Source organism: Longimicrobium sp., assembly GCF_036554565.1.
Lineage (GTDB): Bacteria > Gemmatimonadota > Gemmatimonadetes > Longimicrobiales > Longimicrobiaceae > Longimicrobium.
In genome coordinates this window covers 1-2,997 of sequence record NZ_DATBNB010000640.1, presented here as the reverse complement: position 1 = coordinate 2,997, position 2,997 = coordinate 1, and the positions used below count along the sequence as shown (strand labels likewise).

Below are 2,997 nucleotides of genomic sequence, written 5' to 3'. Positions count from 1 at the left end.
CGCGGCGCCGCGCAAGGGACGCACTGCGCGACTCTGCCCGGCAACGATCAGACACCCCGGGCAGCCGAGGGTTCCGACTGGCGCGAACGTCTTGGTCGATATAAGTTTACACCGTCCCCTCACAGCGGTTTCTGCCGGTTCTCCCGGATGTCACGCTTCCAGGAATTCTCCGTCCGCCCCGCGGACCCGTTTCACCCCCATTCCCGCCGCCAGCGCGCGCTGACCGGCATCCTTTTCTGCGTCTTTGCGCTGGGGCTGCTGGGGTCGGCGTTCTTCCGCACGCAGATCCTGCGGAACAGCGAGTTCCTCCTTCGCGCCGACGACAACCGCTTCGACGTCGTTCCCATCGCCGCGCCGCGCGGCACCGTCTTCGACCGCAACGGAAAGATCGTCGCCGAAACGGTGACCGGCTACGCCCTGCAGGTGGAGCCGGGCCCGGCCGACTCGGTGCGCGCCCGCGTGTCGGCCGTCGCGGGGCTCCTGCGCCTTGACACCGCCACCATCGAGGCCGCCGTGCGCGCCTCGCGCACCAGCCGCGGAAAGCCGGTGACGGTGGCGCCGCTGCTCACCTTCGAGCAGGTGTCCAAGCTCGAGGAGCGCAACGGGAGCATCCACGGCCTGGTGCTTCAGCCGTACCCCATCCGCCGCTACCCGGCCGGCCCGGCGGTGGCGCACGTGGTGGGCTACGTGCTGGAGATCAACGACCGCGAGCTGCAGAGCAAGGCGTTCGAGGGGTACCGGCAGGGGCAGCACATCGGCAAGACGGGGATCGAGCGGCAGTACGAGGCGTCGCTGGGCGGCACCATGGGGGCGCAGTACGTGGAGGTGGACGCGCGCGGCCGGGTGCTGGGCCGCTTTGCCCCCACCGTCTCCGACATGCCGGAGCCGGGCGAAGACGTGAAGCTCACCCTGGATCTGGACCTTCAGCGCTACGCGCACCAGGTGTTTCCCAAGGGGATGCGCGGCGCCGTGGTGGCCATGGTGCCGGGCACGGGCGAGATCCTGGCCATGTACTCGGCGCCCACGTACGACCCCAACCTGTTCGTGGGAGGGGTGTCGGGCACGGACTGGGCGCTGCTGAACAACGATCCCGCCCGCCCCCTGCTGAACCGCGCGCTCGCGGGCATCTACCCTCCCGGCAGCACCTGGAAGCTCGCGACGGCCATCGCCGGGGTGGAGCGCGGCGCCATCACCCCCGGGTACGTGATGCCCATCGCCTGCGTAGGCGGCATGGCGTACGCCGGGCGCTACTCGCGCTGCTGGAAGCCCGAGGGGCACGGCCCGCAGGACCTTCCGCGGGCCATCGCCAATTCCTGCAACGTGTACTTCTACCAGCTGGGCATTCGCCTGGGGCTGGAAAACCTGACCAGCGCCGGGACGCGGCTGGGCTTCAGCCGGGCCACGGGCATCGACCTGCCGGGCGAGCGGGTGGGTACCTTTCCCAGCGGGCGCGAGTGGTACGTGAACCGCTTCGGCTGGCGGCCGCCTCCGAGCGAGGTGATGAACCTGGCCATCGGGCAGGGCCCCAACTCGCAGACGCCGCTGCGCATGGCGCAGTTCTTCTCCGCCCTGGCGGGCAACGGGGTGGCGCGGCGCCCCCACATGCGCATGGGGAGCGATGCGCCGGTGGAAACGGACCTGCGGGTGAGCGGTGAAACGCTGGGCTCGCTGTGGCAGGGGATGGCCGCGGTGATCGAGGAAGGGGGTACCGCGCACGCGGCAGAGCTGCGGCGCTTCAAGCTGTACGGCAAGACGGGGACGGCGCAGAACTCGGCAGACCCCAAGAAGCACCACGCCTGGTTCACCGGGTTCGCGGGCCCGCGCGGCGGCAGGCCCGAGGTGGTGATCGCGGTGATCGTGGAGTTCGGCGAAAGCGGCTCCGGCACGGCGGCCCCCCTCGCGGCGCACATCGCCGAGTACTACCTGAACAAGAAGCACGGCTTCCGGAACCCGGAGCTGGTGCCGGAATCGATCGCCGCCCGGGTCTCCCGGTAGCTGCGGTCACGATGGTCGAAGACGCGGCCCTCCTCCACCTGACGTGGAGGAGGGCCGTTTCGTGTCGATCATGAGATCCCTGCCGGAGCGCGCCCACCTCTCTCCCGCGCAGTTTGCGGGGGAGAGGCCGGGAGAGGGGGGTCTACCCCCGCGCGCGGTCGCGCGGCAGGCGGCGGTTGGGCGGAATGTGCCAGTAGATCACGTCTTCCCACCACTCGGGCCCGCGGAACTTCACGTTGCCGAACCGCTCGTTGGCCGCGTAGAACTCCGGGTCCAGGAAGATGGGCGCGTACGCCGCGTCGTCGATCAGCTGCTGCTCAAGCCGCTGCCACAGCCCCTGCGCCTGCGCCTTGTCGTTCTGCGCCAGGATGCTGTCGATCAGCGCGTCCGTCCGCGGGTTGCTGTACCCCGCGAAGTTGGCGCCCTTGGGCGGAATGGACCGCGAGTGGAACACCATCTCCGCGTTGGGACCCATCACCCCCGGCCCCCATCCCCAGCCCCAGAACGAGCCGGTGAAGTTGCGCCCGCGCAGCCGCTCCACCCAGGTGGTGCGCTCGTACTGCCGCGGGGCCAGGTCCACGCCGATCTGCTTCAGCTGCGCCTGCATGGCGATCAGCATGTCGCCGCGGATGGGATCGGAGCTGCTGAACTCCACCTCCACCCGCAGCGGCTTGCCGTTCTTTTCGACGATGCCGTCGCGGTTCGTGTCTACCCATCCCGCCTGGGCCAGCAGCTGCTTGGCTCCGTTGACGTCGTAGGGAATGGGCCGGGCGCCGCCGCCGGGGCTCAGCTTGGGCGGAATGACGGACATCGCGGGCGAGCCCCTTTCGCCGAAGAGCCCCGACACCAGCCCCTGCCGGTTCACCCCCATCAGGATGGCGCGGCGCACGGCGGGGTCGTCCACCGGCGGCCGGTTGACGTTCCAGGTGATCCACGCCGGCCGCACCTGCGCGGCCGTGTGCACCTGCAGGCCGCGGGCGTTCTGAACTTCCTTGTACTGGT

General features: G+C 70.2%; 2 protein-coding genes. One reads left to right on the top strand and one right to left on the bottom strand.

Annotation, left to right across the window (positions count from 1 at the left end):
- Positions 1-147 precede the first annotated feature (147 nt).
- Complete coding sequence (mrdA, locus tag VIB55_RS17760; protein WP_331878004.1) at positions 148-1,995, top strand: penicillin-binding protein 2; 1,848 nt, start codon at positions 148-150, stop codon at positions 1,993-1,995.
- Between the two features lie 142 nt (positions 1,996-2,137).
- Here the strand turns inward: mrdA and VIB55_RS17755 are convergent.
- Positions 2,138-2,997, bottom strand: an 860-nt coding sequence (locus tag VIB55_RS17755; RefSeq protein WP_331878003.1) for an ABC transporter substrate-binding protein, incomplete at its 5' end; no start/stop codon positions are given.

What these genes read in the sequence shown, in the direction of transcription:
- mrdA (WP_331878004.1), top strand. Translation starts at nt 148, where the DNA reads ATGTCACGCTTCCAGGAATTCTCCGTCCGCCCCGCGGACCCGTTTCAC.